16 protein-coding genes are annotated in these 18923 nt (G+C 46.1%); 8 read left to right on the top strand and 8 right to left on the bottom strand.

Going from position 1 to position 18923, the window contains the following annotated elements; translation table 11 throughout:
• Positions 1 to 199 precede the first annotated feature (199 nt).
• The 7 genes from PQI28_RS12200 to dnaA form a co-directional block, all read right to left on the bottom strand.
• On the bottom strand, positions 200 to 1189 hold the full coding sequence (locus tag PQI28_RS12200; RefSeq protein WP_224863192.1) for an HD-GYP domain-containing protein: 990 nt from the start codon (positions 1187 to 1189) through the stop codon (positions 200 to 202).
• A 57-nt stretch (positions 1190 to 1246) separates the two neighbouring features.
• Positions 1247 to 3817: a DNA gyrase subunit A gene (gene gyrA / locus PQI28_RS12205; protein WP_339963457.1), complete on the bottom strand. Its 2571-nt coding sequence runs from the start codon at positions 3815 to 3817 to the stop codon at positions 1247 to 1249.
• A gap of 22 nt (positions 3818 to 3839) precedes the next feature.
• A complete protein-coding gene (gyrB, locus tag PQI28_RS12210) occupies positions 3840 to 5768 on the bottom strand; it encodes a DNA topoisomerase (ATP-hydrolyzing) subunit B (protein ID WP_214696486.1) in 1929 nt (642 codons plus the stop codon).
• Positions 5769 to 5817: 49 nt separating this feature from the next.
• A complete protein-coding gene (gene recF, locus PQI28_RS12215; RefSeq protein ID WP_074034078.1) occupies positions 5818 to 6936 on the bottom strand; it encodes a DNA replication/repair protein RecF in 1119 nt (372 codons plus the stop codon).
• Between the two features lies 1 nt (position 6937).
• Positions 6938 to 7153, bottom strand: coding sequence for a S4 domain-containing protein YaaA (gene yaaA / locus PQI28_RS12220; RefSeq protein WP_015880213.1), 216 nt, complete (start codon positions 7151 to 7153; stop codon positions 6938 to 6940).
• A gap of 126 nt (positions 7154 to 7279) precedes the next feature.
• Positions 7280 to 8419, bottom strand: a complete 1140-nt coding sequence (dnaN, locus tag PQI28_RS12225; protein ID WP_026824743.1) for a DNA polymerase III subunit beta — start codon at positions 8417 to 8419, stop codon at positions 7280 to 7282.
• A 196-nt stretch (positions 8420 to 8615) separates the two neighbouring features.
• Positions 8616 to 9995, bottom strand: coding sequence for a chromosomal replication initiator protein DnaA (gene dnaA, locus PQI28_RS12230; protein WP_214749500.1), 1380 nt, complete (start codon positions 9993 to 9995; stop codon positions 8616 to 8618).
• Between the two features lie 764 nt (positions 9996 to 10759).
• On the opposite strand from dnaA, the gene rpmH reads away from it, so the two are divergent.
• The 4 genes from rpmH (at position 10760) to PQI28_RS12250 (ending at position 13006) form a co-directional block, all read left to right on the top strand.
• A complete protein-coding gene (gene rpmH / locus PQI28_RS12235; protein ID WP_015880216.1) occupies positions 10760 to 10894 on the top strand; it encodes a 50S ribosomal protein L34 in 135 nt (44 codons plus the stop codon).
• A 154-nt stretch (positions 10895 to 11048) separates the two neighbouring features.
• The gene (gene rnpA, locus PQI28_RS12240; protein ID WP_147537828.1) at positions 11049 to 11393 is read left to right on the top strand and encodes a ribonuclease P protein component; all 345 of its coding nucleotides are present in this window, start codon (positions 11049 to 11051) and stop codon (positions 11391 to 11393) included.
• 105 nt (positions 11394 to 11498) lie between these two features.
• Positions 11499 to 12359: a membrane protein insertase YidC gene (yidC, locus tag PQI28_RS12245; RefSeq protein ID WP_339963462.1), complete on the top strand. Its 861-nt coding sequence runs from the start codon at positions 11499 to 11501 to the stop codon at positions 12357 to 12359.
• Between the two features lie 101 nt (positions 12360 to 12460).
• Positions 12461 to 13006, top strand: a complete 546-nt coding sequence (locus PQI28_RS12250) for an HdeD family acid-resistance protein (RefSeq protein ID WP_214761215.1) — start codon at positions 12461 to 12463, stop codon at positions 13004 to 13006.
• 18 nt (positions 13007 to 13024) lie between these two features.
• Here PQI28_RS12250 and PQI28_RS12255 read toward each other — a convergent pair whose 3' ends face one another.
• A complete protein-coding gene (locus PQI28_RS12255; protein ID WP_214785435.1) occupies positions 13025 to 13777 on the bottom strand; it encodes a nucleotidyltransferase domain-containing protein in 753 nt (250 codons plus the stop codon).
• A 170-nt stretch (positions 13778 to 13947) separates the two neighbouring features.
• On the opposite strand from PQI28_RS12255, the gene mnmE reads away from it, so the two are divergent.
• The 4 genes from mnmE (at position 13948) to noc (ending at position 18915) form a co-directional block, all read left to right on the top strand.
• The gene (gene mnmE / locus PQI28_RS12260; protein ID WP_214749515.1) at positions 13948 to 15327 is read left to right on the top strand and encodes a tRNA uridine-5-carboxymethylaminomethyl(34) synthesis GTPase MnmE; all 1380 of its coding nucleotides are present in this window, start codon (positions 13948 to 13950) and stop codon (positions 15325 to 15327) included.
• 15 nt (positions 15328 to 15342) lie between these two features.
• The gene (gene mnmG / locus PQI28_RS12265; protein WP_339963466.1) at positions 15343 to 17229 is read left to right on the top strand and encodes a tRNA uridine-5-carboxymethylaminomethyl(34) synthesis enzyme MnmG; all 1887 of its coding nucleotides are present in this window, start codon (positions 15343 to 15345) and stop codon (positions 17227 to 17229) included.
• 4 nt (positions 17230 to 17233) lie between these two features.
• Positions 17234 to 17950, top strand: a complete 717-nt coding sequence (gene rsmG / locus PQI28_RS12270; RefSeq protein ID WP_214696505.1) for a 16S rRNA (guanine(527)-N(7))-methyltransferase RsmG — start codon at positions 17234 to 17236, stop codon at positions 17948 to 17950.
• Between the two features lie 80 nt (positions 17951 to 18030).
• Entirely contained in the window at positions 18031 to 18915 is an 885-nt protein-coding gene (noc, locus tag PQI28_RS12275; protein WP_074034050.1) for a nucleoid occlusion protein, read from the top strand.
• The last annotated feature ends 8 nt before the right edge of the window (positions 18916 to 18923 follow it).

An 18923-nucleotide genomic window follows, 5' to 3' on the forward strand; every position in this document is an offset into this window, starting at 1 on the left:
AGCTTGCGCTTCATTCAAAAATTGTAAAACTTATTTTTGCCTCATCGTTCAGTTTTCAAAGTTCGTCTGCCGCTCTTAGCGACTCATTTATAATAGCATCTGACTTTATATTCGTCAACTATAAAAATAAAGTTTTTTAAAAAAGAATAAATAAAGACGATTCCTATCATTTTTGATGAGAGGAATCGCCAGTCTCTTCTTATTGAAATGATACAATTTTCACTTCAGCCAAACGTGATAAATCATATTCAGTCTCATCCGTATCTTCTATAACAATAGGTCGCTCAATACGATTCGTATAGGCGTGAATCTTTCCCCGCACTCCGCTACTCAATAAAACGGTTCGACCGATTTCATAAAATCCGAGCAACGTAGCGAGAAGCGACAAGGCCTCCTCGTCATAGGCTTTATTCTGCCACATATAGAAGTATGCTTCTTCTGGCGAAAGTGGTTTTCGAAACGTTCGAGGTGCGGTTAACTGACAGAATCGATCAGCGACAATAAATAGAGGAGACGCGGGATTCAACTCCCGCTCGGTTAGACGTTTTGGAAAACCGGATCCATCTAGACGTTCGTGATGCTCTGTGATCAATTGATAGACACGCCCTCGTAGCGTTTGGGTACTTGGAAGCATCGCTGCCGAGACGAGTGGGTGTTGGTATAGTAGCTCCCGTTCCATTTTTGTGAAATAACGCATATGAGACCATTTTCGAATTTTAGCGTAACTTGCATCAGCGAAATAAGAAGCAATTCCGTAATCAAATTGAAGTTGGTGCTCATCCCCTCGATATTTCGATAAAGCGCGTGCGACGAGTGCTCGATAAATCGCATGGTAGATGACATGGTTTTTTCGCAAAGGTTGATGCGTAAAAAAATGAACGACTGCTGAAAGCGGGAGTTCCTGACGAAATAGTTGATGAATGAATTCTAAACCTTCGTAAGGATTCGGGGCGATTCGCTCTTCCCACTGATTATAATGTTTCTCATATTGTAGAACCTGTTCGCAAAGAAGCTTTTCTTCTATAGAAGTGAAGATGAATTGTTCAACAGGTGCAACATCAATTGCTTCAATCTTTAAGAAACGGAGCAAACGTAGATGTTCATTTGTTAAATGAATTCCTGCCTCTAAGGAAGAAACGGGTGACAATAACGTCATACCAACATGTACAGCGGATAAGTTCAAACGCACGCGAATCCCTCCTATATATGAAAAAGGTCGAACGGAAACACCGTTCGACCTCTCGTCTTACTCATTCACATCAGACGATTCGTCGGCTTCAGGTGCTTCTACCTCAAACCCATTCTCCAAATCGACTGCTGATTCCTCTTCTAACTCATCTTTTTTCAATTTTGCGATAGTCGCTAGACGATCGCCATCTTCAATGTTCATCACTTTCACACCACGTGTGCTTCGACCCATCTGAGAGATGGTTTGCGAATCGATTCGAATCGCAACGCCGTGCTCAGTCATCAACATGATGTCATCATCTTCATCAACGACACGCATACCCACGACTGTTCCACGATCTGTCTTAATTCCAATGATTCCGGAACCGCCACGACCTTGTGTACGGAACTGCTCCATAGCCGTACGTTTCCCGAATCCTTTTTCAGTGATAATCAAGACGTCTTGCGTTGTGCGAACGATTTCCATTGAGACGACCAAATCATCGTCTTTCTTCAAACGAATTGCACGAACACCACGTGCCGTACGTCCCATCGATCGAACTTCTCCTTCGATAGGGAAACGAATCGACATTCCTTGGCGAGTGACAATCAACATTTCATCATCGCTCTTCGCAAGGCGGACGGTGACGAGCTCATCTGTTTCATTCAAGCTGATGGCCCGAAGACCGTTTTTGTTGATTCGAGCGTATGCCGAGAGTGGTGAACGCTTAATCAAACCTTCTTTTGTAATGAAGACAAGAGACAATTGCTCATCTGCCACTTCTTCTTCCGATTCATTCTGCGCATCTTCTGCCACCGTTTGGTTTGCCAGGTAACTGTTGAAATCGACAGGAATCATCGTTTCAACTTTTTCACCTTTATCAATTTGAAGCAAGTTAATGATCGGCATTCCTTTTGCGGTACGACTCATCTCAGGAATTTCATATCCTTTAAGACGGAAGACACGACCGAAGTTCGTAAAGAAGAGAATCGTATCGTGTGTCGATGCTGATAGCAAACGAAGTACGAAGTCTTCATCGTTCGTTCCCATACCTTGTTTCCCACGTCCACCCCGACGCTGTGCGCGGTATGAATCGGATGGGATTGACTTGATGTAACCTTCGCTCGTTAACGTGATCATCATGTCACGAACCGGGATTAAATCTTCGTCCTCAAGTTCAACGATGTCTGTACGAATCACCGTACGACGTGCATCACCATACCGCTCTTTGATTTCAAGCAACTCGTTACGAATGATGTCGAGAAGCAACTCCTCATCACCAAGAATCGCACGAAGTTCCTCGATCAACGCTTTCACTTCACGGTATTCGCCTTCGATTTTCTCGCGCTCCAAACCAGTCAATCGTTGGAGACGCATATCTAAAATCGCTTGCGTTTGCTCAGTAGAAAGTCCAAAGCGAGCAATCAACTTCTCACGCGCCTCGTCACCAGTACGTGTGCTACGAATGATGGCGATAACTTCATCCAAGTGATCAAGGGCAACACGAAGACCCTCTAAGATGTGGGCACGCGCTTCCGCTTTATCCAAATCGAATTGCGTACGACGACGTACGACTTCTTTTTGGTGTTCGATGTAGTAATAGATGGCTTGTTTGATGTTCAACGTTTTCGGGCGACCGCCTACGAGGGCAAGCATGTTCACTCCGAACGTCGTCTGCATCGGCGTTTGCTTATACAAGTTGTTCAAGATGACACTCGCATTCGCATCCCGACGAACTTCGATGACGACCCGCATCCCGTTACGGTCGGATTCATCACGCAAGTCTGTGATTCCTTCGATTTTTTTATCACGTACCAAATCGGCAATTTTCTCAACGAGACGTGCCTTGTTGACTTGATATGGGATTTCATGAACGAGGATCCGTTCACGACCGTTTTTCAACGTTTCGATTTCGGCTTTCGCACGCATCGTAATCGATCCACGTCCCGTTTCATAGGCACGACGAATCCCGCTGCGTCCCAAAATCTCTCCCGCTGTCGGGAAGTCAGGGCCTGGGATGTGTTGCATCAATTCAGCAATCGTGATGTCCGGGTTATGAGTAAGAGCCAAAACCCCATCGATGACTTCATTCAAGTTATGCGGAGGAACGTTCGTTGCCATCCCGACCGCAATCCCGCTCGTTCCGTTGACAAGGAAGTTCGGGAAACGCGCCGGAAGAACGACCGGCTCTTTCTCTTCACCATCGAAGTTTGGTTGGTAATCGATTGTGTTTTTGCCAATGTCTCGTACGAGTTCCATCGCAATCTTAGACATACGTGCCTCGGTATAACGCATCGCAGCGGCCGAGTCGCCATCGACTGAACCGAAGTTCCCGTGACCGTCGACTAGTTCGTAACGATAACTGAAATCTTGAGCCATACGAACCATCGTTTCGTAGACGGCAGAGTCACCGTGTGGGTGATACTTACCGATCACGTCCCCGACGACACGCGCCGATTTCTTATGTGGCTTGTCCGCACGAATTCCGAGCTCGTTCATCGCATACAAAATACGACGGTGAACCGGCTTCAAACCATCTCGCACGTCCGGAAGGGCACGTGATACGATGACGCTCATCGCATAGTCCATGAACGACGTTCGCATCTCTTGGCTAATATTTATATCCTTGATATTTTCTTGTTCTGCCATTCGTTATTGCCTACCCTTCTTATTAAATATCGAGGTTCTTCACGTAATGGGCGTGAGATTGAATAAAGTCACGGCGTGGTTCGACGTTGTCACCCATGAGCGTTTCAAAAATCTCATCTGCTTCAATCGCATCTTGAAGATCGACGCGAAGCATCGAACGCGTTTCCGGGTTCATCGTCGTATTCCATAACTGTTCAGGATCCATCTCCCCAAGACCTTTGTAACGTTGAACGCTATAACGTGCATTTTCAGGAAGTTGTGCAAGTGTAGCTTGTAGCTCTCGCTCGTTTTGAACATAGATCGTTTCTTTACCGTGTTTCACACCATAGAGCGGTGGTTGCGCGATATAGACGTATCCACTTTCCACGAGTGGTCGCATGTAACGATAGAAGAACGTCAATAACAGCGTACGAATGTGCGCTCCATCGACATCGGCATCGGTCATGATGATCAGTTTATGGTAACGCGCTTTTGATAAATCAAACTCATCCGCAATTCCTGTTCCGAGAGCCGTGATAATGGTCCGGACTTCTTGGTTGGCTAAAATCTTATCAAGACGTGCTTTCTCGACGTTGATGATTTTCCCTCGAATCGGCAAGATTGCTTGGAAGTGACGGTCACGACCAGATTTCGCCGAACCACCCGCTGAGTCACCCTCAACGATGTATAGTTCAGATTTCGAAGCGTCTTTCGACGAACAGTCAGCCAATTTCCCTGGTAATGAACTGACTTCGAGAATACCTTTACGACGTGTCATCTCGCGTGCGCGTTTCGCAGCAAGACGTGCGCGTGCTGCCATCAATCCTTTGTCGACAATAAGACGACCGACTGATGGGTTCTCGAGCAAGAATTGTTCGAACGTGTCACTGAATAACGTATCTGTCGCCGTACGAGCATCGGCATTTCCAAGTTTCGTCTTCGTCTGTCCTTCAAACTGAGGTGCCGGGTGTTTGACGGAAACGATCGCCGTCAATCCTTCACGGACATCATCCCCAGAAAGACTTCCGTCGGCCTCCTTCATCAATCCGAATCGCTTCGCATAATCATTGATTGAACGTGTGAGTGCTGTCTTAAATCCAGTCTCGTGCGTCCCACCTTCATGTGTTGGGATGTTGTTCGTGAATGAGTAGATGTTACTTGCGAAACCTTCGTTGTACTGAAGAGCAATCTCTACCTCAATTCCATCTTTCGTTCCGTGCACATACACAGGCTCTTCATGAATCGATGCCTTCGAACGGTTCAAGTGCTCGACGTAAGACTTAATTCCGCCCTCGTAGTGATAATTACGTTCAATCGTCTCATCGCTACGATCATCTTTTGCGACAATCCGTAGCCCTTTGTTTAAGAAAGCGAGCTCGCGAAGACGTGTTGCTAGCAAATCAAAATCATACTCGAGCGTTTCTTGGAAGATATCGCCGTCCGGGAAGAAGCGGACAGTCGTTCCTGTCGTATCTGTCGTTCCGACGATTTCAAGTTCGCCTTGTGGCACGCCACGTTTGAACGATTGATAATACACGTTGCCGTCGCGACGGACGAACACTTCAAGTTTTGTCGATAGTGCGTTGACAACCGACGCCCCTACACCGTGCAAACCACCTGAAACTTTGTATCCGCCACCGCCGAATTTACCGCCGGCGTGCAATACCGTGAAAATAACTTCAACGGCAGGTCGACCTGTTTTCTTTTGAACGTCTACTGGAATCCCACGTCCGTTATCTTCGACAACGATGGAGTTTCCTGGCTCAACCGTCACTGTGATCGTGTCACAATAACCTGCAAGCGCCTCATCGATTGAGTTATCGACAATCTCCCATACTAAGTGGTGGAGACCGCGAGAGCTTGTGGAACCGATATACATCCCTGGACGTTTACGTACAGCCTCTAAGCCTTCAAGAACTTGAATCTGATCGGCGCCATACGCTTGCAATTCTTTTTCGTTTTCATTACTCATCGGTTATTTTCACCTACTATACATGATTTGGTGTTCCTTCTTACCACGATTACACGGATTCTGTTTCGACTTCGCCTTGTTTCACGTGAAACACTTTGGCTTGTTGAATGGTTTCATGTGCGATTCCATCAATGTTTGTTGTCGTCAAAATCGTTTGTACTTTTCGTCCCATCGTATCGAGTAGATGGGTTTGGCGATGATCGTCAAGTTCAGATAACACATCGTCTAATAACAAAAGAGGATATTCGCCCACTTCTTCATGAATCAATTCAATTTCAGCTAGCTTCAATGACAAGGCCGCCGTTCGTTGCTGACCTTGTGAACCGAACGTTTGAACGTTTCGATCGTTTACGTACAATTCAAAATCGTCACGATGCGGACCAAATAAGGTCACACCTCTTCTTCGTTCGTTCTCTCTTATTTTATCAAACTTTTGACGATACGTTTCAAACATCTGTTCTTTTGAGAAACGTTCTTTTTGGAACGTGTCAGAAACGTATTGAATCGTCAGTGTCTCTAACTCACGTGTGATCCCAGAATGAATCGGATTGGCCCATTTTTCGAGTTGATCGATGAAATGATAGCGTCTCATCACAATCTTCACGGCGAGTTCAATCAATTGGTCCGTCAATACTTCGAGTAACGTCTCGTCCCCACCCTTTGTGGATAACTGCTTCAACAAGGCGTTTCGCTGTTTTAACGTCTTCAAATATTGATTGAGCTCATGTAAGTACACGGGACTGACCTGACCGATTTCCATATCTAAAAATCGCCGTCTCCCTTGTGGACTGCCTTTGACGATGGCTAAGTCTTCAGGGGCGAACAAGACGACGTTAAATGCGCCGACATAGTCACTGAGACGACGTTGTTCTAAATGATTGAGCTTTGCTTTTTTTCCTTTAGGAGAAAATGAGAGACTCTGCACCGATTCGCCGGTGCGTTTATGAATCCGTCCTTCGATACTTGCGGCATCAGCTTCCCAACCGATCAATTCTCGGTCTTGTGTCGTCCGATGCGATTTTGCGAGCGCAAGTACGTAAATCGATTCGAGAAGATTCGTTTTTCCTTGGGCATTCTCACCAATTAGAACATTCGTCTGTTCTGAGAAATCTAGCTCGAGGGTTTCGTAGTTGCGATAATTTTGCAATCGGATCGACTTTAAATGCACGTCAGTTTCCCTCGATTTGATATTCCCCGAAGCCTTCGACCTCGATTGTATCTCCATCTCTCAATTTACGACCACGGCGTTGGTCCTGCTCACCGTTCACTTTGATCATGACATCTTCTAAAAAGAACTTTGCTTGTCCCCCACTTGAGATGATGTCTGCTAATTTTAAAAATTGTCCGAGCGTTACATACTCGGTTGTAATCGACACTTTTTCCATGTCGTCACTTCCTTTCTCACATGCTGATCTGAAAAAATCGCCATACATATTAGTTTATCGAAAATCGTCGAATAAGGCAAAAAGAGGGATGACAAGGTCAGACACCTCATCATCCCTATCCGCTGCTTACGATGTGCGGACTGGTAAAATCAGTTGAAGAACGCTATCTTGCTCAACCGGTCGTAGAATGAACGGTCGCATCGAACCCGTGAACTGGATTTCGATTTCAGATGCATCGAGCGCACGAAGCGCATCCATTACAAACTTAGAGTTGAAGGAGATTTTCAATTCCTCCCCTTCAAGCGATAAGATGCTGACACGCTCAGACACTTTACCGACTTCAGGCGAATGTGAAGATACTTCGACTGCTGTCGTATCTTCCGCGACAAATTTAATGACGTTGTTCCGATCAGCACGTGCTAAGAGTGATGCACGATCAATGGCTTGTAAGAATTCTTTCGCATTCATGCGCACCGCTGTACGATATTCTTCCGGAATGAGGCGTGACGTGTCTGGGTACGCTCCGTCTAACAAACGAGAGAAGAATGAGATATTTTTCATACGGAACAAGATTTGCTGGTCTGTCAGTACGATTTCGATTGGTAACTCTTCACGATCGAGCAATTTAGCGAGTTCGTTGAGCGAACGACCAGGAACGACGACATTTTGGAACGTCAAGTCGTTGTCTGTCTCAAAACGAGCACGACGAAGCGCCAAGCGGTGGCTGTCCGTTGCTACACATGTGAGGAAACCTTTCTCAGCAGAGAAGTTGACTCCTGTTAGAACGGGGCGTGTCTCTTGTGAGGAAACTGCGAAACTCGTCTGACGGATGATGGTTTTTAAAAGATCCGCTGGTAGATAGAAACGACGGTCGCTCGCAAGTTCTGGGAGGCGAGGATATTCGTCCGGATCGAGACCGTTCAAATGGAATTCTGCCTGGCCAGACTCAATTCGTGTCATGAAGTTTGGTGACACTTCGAGTGTGACTTCGTTTGTCGGCAATTTCTTCACGATTTCTCCTAAAAAGCGCGCATTTAATACGACACTTCCGGCACGTTGAATTTGAATGAGTTCGATTCCACCTTCTTCGATTGGGATCAAACGTTCAATCGAAATTTCAGTGTCACTTCCTGTCAATGTTAAACCGTCCGCATGAGCTTCAAGCTTTAAGCCTGTCAAAATTGGAATAGTCGTTCGTGAAGCCACAGCTTTTGATACATCTTGTACGGCTTGCATGAATACATCTCGTTGAATCGTTAAATGCATGTGGATAATTCCTCCTAAGGTGAAATGAGTCATTTACTAATGATAATAATAGTATTAATTAAGTCATAATAGTAATAAGGGCTGTGGATACTGGGGATAAGTCCCCTGAAGCATACGTATGAAGCCATTTCGCCTGTGAATAACTTGTGGATAACTAAGGTGGTTTATCCACAGGATATCCACAGAGAATCTGTCATCAGTTAGACAGTGCTTTTTTCAACGTTTGAATCGTCTCTTGCATTTCCACATCGTTTTTCAGAAGCGTGCTAATTTTCTCATGTGCATGAATCACAGTCGTGTGGTCACGCCCTCCAAACTCTTCCCCGATTTTCGGTAATGAACTCTCCGTCATCTCACGAGATAGGTACATCGCGATTTGACGTGGGAATGCCAACGTTTTTGTGCGTTTTTTCGAGTTCAACTCTTCTACTTGAATGTTGAAGTGTTGACCGACGATTTCTTGAATGTCACGAATGACGATCTTCTTCGCTTCCTGAACCGGCATGATGTTATGAAGCGCTTCTGCTGCTACGTCTGGGTCAATCGGTCGCCCAACTAGTTTTGCGTAAGCGACAACGCGTGTCAACGCCCCTTCTAGCTCACGAATGTTCGTATCGATTTGATTCGCAATATAAAGCATGACCTCGTTTGAGATATCGAGACCTTCAGCAGTCGCCTTTTTACGGAGAATCGCAATTCGTGTCTCGAGGTCAGGTGGTGTGATGTCCGTAATGAGTCCCCATTCGAAACGCGAACGTAGGCGATCTTCTAACGTCGGAATTTCTTTTGGTGGTCGGTCGCTTGAAATGACGATTTGTTTCTGATCATTGTGTAGCGCATTGAAAGTGTGGAAAAACTCTTCCTGCGTTTGTTCTTTTCCTGCTAAGAACTGAATATCATCAATCAGCAACACATCGATGTTCCGATAGCGATTACGGAACTCGCCTGTTTTATTGTCTCGAATAGAGTTGATGAATTCATTTGTAAACTTTTCAGAAGAGACATACGCAATCCGAGCTCCTGGTTTTTGTCCTTTTACATAATGACCAATCGCATGCATCAAATGCGTTTTCCCAAGTCCGACTCCCCCGTAAATGAATAGCGGGTTATATGCACGGGCTGGCGCTTCAGCAACAGCGAGTGATGCGGCGTGGGCAAATCGGTTCCCCGATCCGATGACAAACGTCTCGAAGATATATTTGTCATTCAGCTGTCCGAGATCCCCTTCCTCTTTTGAAGGTAATGGTAAAGGCTGTTCCCTTGTTTCCGTCACGGCAATGGATTCTTGTGACGATCCATCCGCTGGAGCATACTTGTGTGCTTGAGATTCTTCAATAAAATGAATTTCGAGCTTATTGTTTGTGATTTCTTCGACCGTATCTTGTAAAAGTGACAAGTACTGTCGCTCTAACCACGTAACGATAAAACTGGCCGGCGCCGACACAACGAGTGTCGTTCCCATCAGTGATATCCCTTCGGTTGATTTCAACCACATGTCAAAACTAGCTTTTGGAGTTCGTTCCTCTTCTTCAATCACAGATAAAACGTTTCTCCAAATCTCGCGAGCATTCTTCAATGAAAGACCTCCTTTACTCACATGTTTGGTAAAACTTATTAACACGATATACACATACACTATTCTATAGTAGAAACTAGGGTTATCCCCAGAGAACAAAAACTGTGGATAAAGTTATCCACATGGTGTTCATTATGGGGATAACACTTATCCACAGCCTGTGTATATCTCGGAATCACGAATTGTTCATCCACAAGTTTGTGCACATTCAGTTTAGCAAAATAAAATAGACGTGGCAATGCTTTTTGGTATTTATCCACAGACAAAGAAAAGTATCCACACCCACTTATCCACATGCTGTGTGTTTTGTGGATAAACTGTGGATATGTTGTGGATAAAGGTGTTTGGATAGAAAGGCGATTGAAAAAGTTATGCACAAAAGAGGAGGAAGTGAATTGAGAGAAAGTTTTTGTAAAAGAAGAAAATACAAAAATAAAGAATTTGAATATGAAAAAAGAAGAGTTATTCACATATAAATGTGGATAACTTCGTGAATATGTGGATAAAATGGCTCAACATCGCTATTTATAAAGACCGTTTAAGAAATACGTTAAGGTTTCGTGTCAATCTGGTCCCATATAAGCCGTTCTAGACAAAGTTAAACAATCTCCAATGACACCTCTCGATCACGTAATCTCGCCGATTCGAAAACCGTTCGAAAATACATTGACAATTGTTGATTCGATTTATATAATCTTAAAGACTGCCTTAAATGAAACTATAACTTGCTAATAGAGCGTTAATCTTGAGGAGGTGCTGTAACCATGAAACCAACTTTCAACCCTAACAACCGTAAGCGTAAGAAAGTTCACGGATTCCGTGCACGCATGGCGACTAAAAACGGTCGCAACATTCTTGCTGCTCGTCGTCGTAAAGGCCGTAAAGCCTTGACTGTATAATTTCGAATGAAGATTGCCCGGGGATCCTTTCCTCGGGCAATTTTTTAGTTTGTCACAGAAACGTAGCATTTCATGGATTCTCCCTCGTTCAAATGATGCGGATATGATATGATGTTAGTTGACGATTTTTGAAGCGAAGGATGGAGTGAGAATTTTGAAAAAAGAATACCGCCTGCAAAAGAATGAAGAGTTCCAAGCGGTGTTTCGCGAAGGACGCTCCGTGGCCAATCGTCAGTTTGTCGTCTACACGCTCAAAGCGGATCAAACGCATTTCAGAGTGGGTCTTTCTGTCAGCAAAAAGCTTGGAAATGCTGTAGAACGAAACCGCATGAAACGATTGATGCGTGAGTCGCTTCGCTTGCTTGAACCGAACGTTGCGCCGAATGATTATGTGATCATCGCCCGGAAGCCTGCGACCGCATTGACGCAGTCGGAAGTGACCGAGAGTTTGAAACACGTATTCAAACGAGCGAAGGTTTGGCAAAAACAAAGCCGGTGACCATGACAATCTGAATTTGTTCTCTCATATAATCAGAGTCTTATAAGATTGCCCGATCGACGTGTGCGTTAAAAAAGAATTGATAAAGAAAGCGTAGGAGGAACTATGAGCAAAAAGCTAAAATTAGGATTACTCGCTGCCATGACTGCGGTCATTATGCTGATGGCAGGCTGTGTGGATCCGTCTACCATCCAAGCCGAACCAATCACGGCTGACACAGAAGGTTTCTGGGCGAAGTACTTTGTATGGCCGCTCGCATGGCTCTTGAAGGAAGTTGCTTACTTAGTCGGTGGATCGTGGCAATACGGGATTTCAATCATCATCGCGACAATCATTGTTCGTTTGTTGATTCTCCCGCTCATGATCAAGCAGACGAAGAGTATGGGTGCGATGCAAGTCTTGCAACCGGAAATGTTGAAGCTTCGTGAGAAGTACAGCTCGAAAGACCAAGAAACGCAACGTAAACTTCAAGAAGAGATGATGAAGCTTTATCAGGAGTATCAAATCAACCCGCTCGCAGGGTGTTTGCCAATCTTGATTCAAATGCCGATTCTCTTCGCGTTCTATGATGCGATTCGTCGCACACCTGAGATTTTCGAAGCGAACTTCTTATGGTTCGACCTCGGTGCTCCAGACCCAACGTTCATCTTGCCGATTTTAGCGGCGATCTTGACGTTCGTCCAACAAAAAATCTCAATGGCGGGTCAAGAACAGAACCCACAATTGAAGATGATGCTTTATATCTTCCCGGTCATGATTTTCATCATGTCGATCAACCTTCCAGCCGCGCTCTCATTGTACTGGGTAGTCGGTTATATCATCTCAATCATCGTCACGATGGCCATCATGCTTCCGATGCGTGAGAAGATGAAGGTTGCAGCAGAAGCGAAAATCGCTGCGAAAGAAGCAGAGCGTGCAGCGCTTGCTGAAGAAGAGAAGAAAAACAAAAAGAAAAAACGTAAATAATCGTTAGGCTGGGTGTCTTCTGACACTCAGCTTTTTTTGTGGGATTGTATGTTGAGAAGACGGGAATAATGAAAGAAACGGGTAAATGGAGGTGTGGAAACATGGAGGCATTTATTCATCGTGTAGAACGTTCGACGTTATGGCAAGCCATCCTTTACTTTGTGCTCGGTGTTCTTATTCTACTGTACCCTCGATTTTTCTTTGATGTCATGGTGTACGTGATTGCCGGATACTTGGCGATCATGGGCATATGGATGATCTTTCAGGGAGTTCGCAGACGACAAGGCGGATTACCGCCGGCTTTCTTTATGGGTCTCATCTATTTGATTTTGGCAGCGGTCGTCTTTTTCTTCGCCGAGACGCTGGCTAGTCTACTCCCGATTTTAATCGGGGCGCTGTTTTTATTTGGAGGAATCATTCGCCTCATTCAGGCGCTCGGTTACCGTCAATCGATGGCAGGGCGATGGCTCTGGTTTTTGATTGGCAGTCTACTGTGGATTGGTGTCGGGATTCTCATGCTGACGAATCCGTTCAGTAGCCTACTTGTCCTATTCCAGCTTTTCGGTGGAATCCTCATCGCCATTGCAATTCTAGAATTGTTCCTCTATTTCACGATTCGTTCGACGAAACGACAAGCACGTTACTAAAAAACAAACCGTCCTCTTTCAAGGGCGGTTTGTTTCTCGTTGAAGCAACTGTTCCATAAACGATCCGAACACATTGTAGCCGGATAAGGATTGGAAGAAAGGGTGTTCTTCTTTAAGTCGCTCGATATAGAGTCGGGCGGCTTTTTCATGATGCGTTGGAGTCAATTGATTATAAATTGGATGTAGGTCGATTTCTTGTCGCTGCGTCATATCCTTTAAACCGAGGGAAGCCCGATCCGGTGTATGGTGAGCGGCTAACACATATGCAAAATGGACCATTCCTTGACGAAGCATTTCGGCTGCCCAAATGTCGTTACCGCGATTTCTTGATTTCGTATATTGGAAAAAGAACCAAACGGTGTCGAAGGCATGGTCACTTGTCGTCTTTTCCTCAATCTGTAACGAGCTTTCATGCGCTATCAGGAGATGATGCGGATCGTAGAGAATCTGCATTGAGTCCTGATGGTTCAAGGTGTCTTTAGTGACGGTGAATAAGTCCATGTGAAGAAAATCGTCGAATACGACGATGAGTTGTGGGGCGACAATGAAGATGTCGTCTTTCAACAGAACAGGTCGATACGCACGAAGGTGATCGAGTCGTCTTGATAGAAACGATTCTTCTTGATCGGGGTGCACCATGACATAGAGGTCGATATCTGAATACTCATCGGCTTCTCCCCTGCCGAAAGAGCCTTTCAAAAAAATTGCTTGAACTGCCTCATCCTGTTTTAATCGTTCCGTAATAAGTTGAATCGCTTCCTGTTGCTTCATGTTCATCCCTCTCCTCTCTGTCAATATATTCCTTTATTGTACGAAAATAATGATAGGAACTGCAATGACTTCATCGGCGGGTGAACTCTTTCGTTCAAGTCGAATATCGTGTATAGTAGGTTCGTTATGCATATGATAGAAGAAGATGGTTTAGGTTTGGAGGGAGAAAGATGCTAGAGTTTGACACGATTACAGCGATTTCGACGCCGATGGGTGAAGGTGCCATTGGAATCGTCCGATTATCAGGCGATTTGGCGGTCGAAACGGTGAACAATGTGTTTTCTGGAAAAGACTTAACAACGGTCGATTCACATACCATTCATTATGGAACATTAAAACGTCCTGATACGGGCGAAGTCGTAGATGAAGTCATGGTCAGTATCATGCGAGCACCAAAGACGTTTACACGAGAAGACGTCGTCGAAATCAATTGTCACGGAGGTGTCGTGGCGGTCAATCGTGTGCTAGAACTCATTCTCGACCAACCCGACATCCGCTTAGCAGAACCGGGCGAGTTCACGAAACGCGCCTTTTTAAATGGCCGCATCGATTTATCACAGGCCGAAGCGGTCATGGACTTGATTCGTGCGAAAACGGATCGGGCGATGAACGTGGCCATGTCTCAAATGGAAGGACGTTTGTCGCGACTCGTTCGCGAATTGCGTCAACAACTGCTTGAGACGATTGCGGCAGTCGAGGTCAATATTGACTATCCGGAGTATGACGCCGAAGAGATGACACAAGCGATCGTCGAAGAGAAGGCCGGCGAAGTCAAACGAATCTTGGAGCAATTGCTCGAGACGGCGCGACAAGGGAAAATCTTACGCGAAGGTTTGGCGACGGCGATCATCGGGCGACCGAACGTCGGAAAATCCTCACTCATGAATACGCTCGTGCAGGAGACGAAAGCGATTGTCACTGAGATTGCGGGGACGACACGTGACACGATCGAGGAATATGTCAACGTGAAAGGTGTTCCGCTCAAGTTGGTGGACACTGCCGGTATTCGCGAGACAGAGGATATCGTTGAACGCATCGGCGTGGAAAAATCGAGGAAGGCGTTAGAAGCGGCGGACTTGGTCCTTCTCGTCTTAAACGGACATGAGGGGCTGACTGTCGAAGATGAGGCGTTGTTTGAGGCCGTCAAAGGGATGAATGCCATCATCATCATCAACAAGACAGACTTGCCACAAAACATGGATTCTTCTAAGCTAGAGAAACTAGCGGCAGGCCGTCCAATCGTGGCGACGTCGCTCTTACTAGATGAGGGGATCGATGCACTTGAAGCGGCGATTGCGAACCTCTTCTTTGCAAAAGGCGTCGAATCGCAAGATATGACATATATCTCAAACGCTCGACACATTCAGTTAATCAAACGAACGATTGGTCAAATTGATGAGGCGCTCGGTAGTGCTGTCATGAATATGCCAATCGATATGGTCCAAATCGATTTACGTCGGGCGTGGGATACGCTCGGTGAAATCAATGGAGATACCGTTCAAGAGAGCTTGATCGATCAGCTCTTTTCACAGTTTTGTCTTGGGAAATAATAAGGAGGAACAAATATGGCTTATACGGCAGGCGAATATGACGTAATCGTCATCGGGGCCGGACACGCAGGGATTGAAGCGGCACTCGCATCGGCTCGGATGGGTGCCAAAACAGCGATGCTGACGATGAACCCTGATATGGTCGGGTTCATGTATTGTAACCCGTCAATCGGTGGACCGGCGAAAGGAATCGTCGTACGTGAAATCGACGCACTCGGCGGAGAAATGGGTCGTGCGATTGATGCGACGTACATCCAAATGAAGATGCTCAACACGTCGAAAGGTCCAGCGGTACGTGCACTACGTGCACAGGCGGACAAATTCCAATATCAAAATCATATGAAGAAAGTGCTAGAAGACGAGCCGAATCTATTGCTTCGTCAGGCACTTGTTGAACGATTGCTCGTCGAAGACGGAGAAGTTCGTGGCGTGGTAACGAACACGGGTTCAGAATATCGCGCGAAAGCAGTCATCGTCACGACGGGAACGTTCATGCGTGGTCAAATCATCATCGGTGAATTGGCATACGAAAGTGGTCCAAACAACCAAATGCCATCGGTCGAGCTTTCAAAACATTTAGAAGAACTCGGTCTCGATTTAGTTCGATTCAAAACAGGGACACCGCCACGAATCGATGGGAAAACAATCGATTACTCGAAGACTGAGATTCAGCCTGGAGACGAGAATCCATCATTCTTCTCGTACACGTCGACTGACTTGAATCCAATTGAACAAATCCCTTGCTGGCTCACGTATACGAGTGAACGTACACATCAATTGATTGATGAGAACTTACACCGTTCACCGATGTATTCGGGTGCAATCAAAGGAACAGGACCACGTTACTGTCCATCGATTGAAGATAAAGTCGTCCGTTTCAATGACAAACCACGTCACCAAATCTTCTTAGAACCAGAAGGTCGCGATACGGAAGAAGTATACGTTCAAGGTTTCTCGACGAGTATGCCAGAAGACGTTCAACATCAGATGCTTCGGACGATTCCAGGTCTTGAAAAGTCAGAGATGATGCGTCCAGGTTATGCGATCGAGTATGATGCGGTCGTACCGACGCAACTCTGGCCAACGCTTGAAACAAAGGCAGTTCCAGGACTCTTTACAGCAGGGCAAATCAACGGGACGAGCGGCTACGAAGAAGCAGCCGGACAAGGAATCATGGCGGGAATCAACGCCGCATGCAAAGTGCTCGGTAAAGACCCTGTCATCCTTGACCGCTCTCAAGCATACATCGGTGTCTTAATCGACGACCTCGTGACGAAAGGAACGAACGAACCATATCGTCTCCTCACATCGCGTGCTGAGTATCGCCTCTTGTTGCGTCATGACAATGCAGATTTACGCCTCAGCGACATCGGGCATGAGATCGGCTTACTTTCAGAAGAACGCCATGCACATCTCAATGAGAAGCGTGAAGCGATTGAAAAAGAAGTGAAGCGACTCGCATCACTTGTCGTCAAACCGACGCCTGAAGTGAACGCGATGCTTGAATCGGTCGGTGCACAACCGCTGAAAGAAGCGACACATGCGAACATTTTGTTGAAGCGTCCAGAAGTGACGTATGAGGCGCTCATGACGGCCGTGCCATCTGCGGACGAGTTATCGTTCGAAGTGAAAGAACAAGTCGAGATTCAAGTGAAGTATGAAGGTTATATCTCAAAACAACTCGAACAAGTCGAGAAGATGCGTCGCATGGAAGCAAAACGAATCCCAGAAAACTTGGATTACGATGCAATCGGCGGTCTTGCGACAGAAGCGAAACAAAAATTAAAACAAGTTCGTCCACTTTCGATCGGACAAGCATCACGAATCTCAGGTGTAAACCCTGCAGACGTGTCAATCTTGCTCGTCTATATCGAACAAGGACAATATGCGACGGTGGAGTGAAACGATGAACGAATCTCAATTTATTGAAGCGTTACGGGCGAAAGGGTTTGAACTGAACGAGACACAACTCGCTCAGTTCAAGCGCTATTTCGAGATGCTCGTTGAATGGAACGAAAAAATGAACTTGACGGCCATCACGGACAAAGAAGAAGTGTATTTGAAGCACTTTTACGATTCGCTCAGCGCAGCGTTTCATTTCGATTTCACAAAAGTCGAAACGGTATGTGATGTCGGAGCGGGTGCCGGATTCCCGAGTCTCCCTCTCAAGATTTTATTCCCGCACTTACATGTCACGATCATCGATTCATTGAACAAACGCATCACGTTCTTGAATGAGTTGGCGCTCGCCCTTGGACTTGAAGGTGTCGCGTTCCATCATGGACGTGCCGAAGAGTTCGGGAAAAACAAAAAATTCCGCGAACAGTTTGATGTCGTCACAGCACGTGCGGTAGCTCGCATGACAGTGTTGGCTGAGTACTGCCTACCGCTCGCAAAAGTAGGCGGAAACTTTGTCGCGCTGAAAGCGGCGAAAGTATCTGATGAGATGAAAGACGCCCAAAATGCGTTGGCTGTCCTTGGCGGAAAAGAAAAAGCGACACACCAGTTCCTATTGCCAGGAGAGATGAGTGAGCGTAATATCGTAGTTGTAGATAAACTACGAAAAACGCCCGGGAAATATCCGCGTAAGGCGGGGACACCGGCGAAAGAGCCACTTATCTGATGATGTCGTTTCACGTGAAACAAAAGCAGATTCCAGTGGTGGAGTCTGCTTATTTTTTTACATAAAAGGGGTGCCCGACGTTGAAGAATAGATTTGCGAAATTGTTCGGTGTGAATCGAAAAGACGAAGTTGCCGTGACGCAGATTGCAGAAGTTCGAGCGGATGACACGGTACAGGAGCTCTCGTTGTCACGATTGCGTCCGAACCGGTATCAACCGCGTAAAGTATTCGAACCGGCTAAAATTGAAGAGTTGGCAACGACGATTTCGGAACACGGACTGCTTCAACCGATCGTGGTTCGTAAGGCAGACGGGGACTGCTATGAAATCATCGCCGGGGAGCGTCGTTTCCGAGCCGTGAAATCGCTCGGCTGGTCAGCGATTCCGGCAATCGTTCGAGACATGGACGACGACACGACGGCTGCGCTCGCCTTGATTGAAAACTTGCAACGGGAACAGTTGAGTCCGATTGAAGAGGCGGAAGCATACGACCGTTTACTCGCCTTAAACGGCTTGACGCAGGATGCGTTAGCGAAGAGTTTAGGGAAGAGCCAGTCTACGATTGCGAATAAGTTACGACTGTTGAAGTTGCCTGAAGACGTGAAACAGTCACTTCGCGATCGTCGCATCAACGAACGACACGCACGTGCGCTGTTACCGTTAAAAGAAGAGGGATTACAGCTCCAAGTGCTCGTGGAAGTATTGGAACAGGATTACAATGTTAAAGAGACGGAAGAACGAGTCGCCTTTTTGACAACGCCGATTGAAGAAGAAAAGCGTAAACCGAAAAAACAACGTCGCCGGACGAAAAGTTTTGCGCGCGATACTCGAATCGCCATCAATACGATTCGTGACTCAATCGATTTGATTGGGAAAACAGGGATTGATGTCCAAACTGAAGAAGTAGACGAAGAGGAATTTGTTGAAATTCGAATTCGCATCCCGAAAGCGCGGCCTCAAAAATGAGTCCGTGC

Origin of the sequence: Exiguobacterium sp. USCH10 (genome assembly GCF_037619445.1) — a bacterium.
Lineage (GTDB): Bacteria > Bacillota > Bacilli > Exiguobacteriales > Exiguobacteriaceae > Exiguobacterium > Exiguobacterium aestuarii_A.

Coding starts and splice junctions, on each gene's coding strand:
- gyrB (WP_214696486.1), bottom strand. CDS start 5,768: ATGAGTAATGAAAACGAAAAAGAATTGCAAGCGTATGGCGCCGATCAG.
- mnmG (WP_339963466.1), top strand. CDS start 15,343: ATGGCTTATACGGCAGGCGAATATGACGTAATCGTCATCGGGGCCGGA.
- PQI28_RS12250 (WP_214761215.1), top strand. CDS start 12,461: ATGGAGGCATTTATTCATCGTGTAGAACGTTCGACGTTATGGCAAGCC.
- rpmH (WP_015880216.1), top strand. CDS start 10,760: ATGAAACCAACTTTCAACCCTAACAACCGTAAGCGTAAGAAAGTTCAC.
- mnmE (WP_214749515.1), top strand. CDS start 13,948: ATGCTAGAGTTTGACACGATTACAGCGATTTCGACGCCGATGGGTGAA.
- PQI28_RS12255 (WP_214785435.1), bottom strand. CDS start 13,777: ATGAAGCAACAGGAAGCGATTCAACTTATTACGGAACGATTAAAACAG.
- rsmG (WP_214696505.1), top strand. CDS start 17,234: ATGAACGAATCTCAATTTATTGAAGCGTTACGGGCGAAAGGGTTTGAA.
- yidC (WP_339963462.1), top strand. CDS start 11,499: ATGAGCAAAAAGCTAAAATTAGGATTACTCGCTGCCATGACTGCGGTC.
- gyrA (WP_339963457.1), bottom strand. CDS start 3,817: ATGGCAGAACAAGAAAATATCAAGGATATAAATATTAGCCAAGAGATG.
- yaaA (WP_015880213.1), bottom strand. CDS start 7,153: ATGGAAAAAGTGTCGATTACAACCGAGTATGTAACGCTCGGACAATTT.
- dnaN (WP_026824743.1), bottom strand. CDS start 8,419: ATGCATTTAACGATTCAACGAGATGTATTCATGCAAGCCGTACAAGAT.